Origin of the sequence: Pseudoalteromonas sp. GW168-MNA-CIBAN-0100 (assembly GCF_040309225.1) — a bacterium.
Taxonomy (GTDB): Bacteria; Pseudomonadota; Gammaproteobacteria; order Enterobacterales; family Alteromonadaceae; genus Pseudoalteromonas; species Pseudoalteromonas arctica.
In genome coordinates this window covers 1-243 of the sequence record NZ_JBEOOL010000983.1, presented here as the reverse complement: position 1 = coordinate 243, position 243 = coordinate 1, and the positions used below count along the sequence as shown (strand labels likewise).

At 47.3% G+C, this 243-nt stretch carries 1 protein-coding gene; it reads left to right on the top strand.

Features of this window, described 5'->3' with window-relative positions:
• The coding region (locus AAEY62_RS24280) for a hypothetical protein (protein ID WP_350637029.1) at positions 1–243 on the top strand (243 nt) is incomplete at both ends.

The window sequence follows — 243 nt, the reverse complement described above, 5'->3', positions numbered from 1 at the left end:
GAGCAAGAGCGCCTAGCCGAAGATTTACGCCTATTGTATGTCGCACTGACCCGTGCAGTGCATTTTTGTTCGCTGGGCGTGTATAACATTTCTCAAGGGCAAAGTAGCCGTTTAGCAATTCAAAGTAGTGCGCTGGGGCATGTGTTGTTCTCAGGGTTAGAGATAACCAGCAGCCAAGTGTGGCGCACCCATTTAAGTGAATTTTGTGAGGCTAATCATGCTATGCAATACCAGCAATTTACC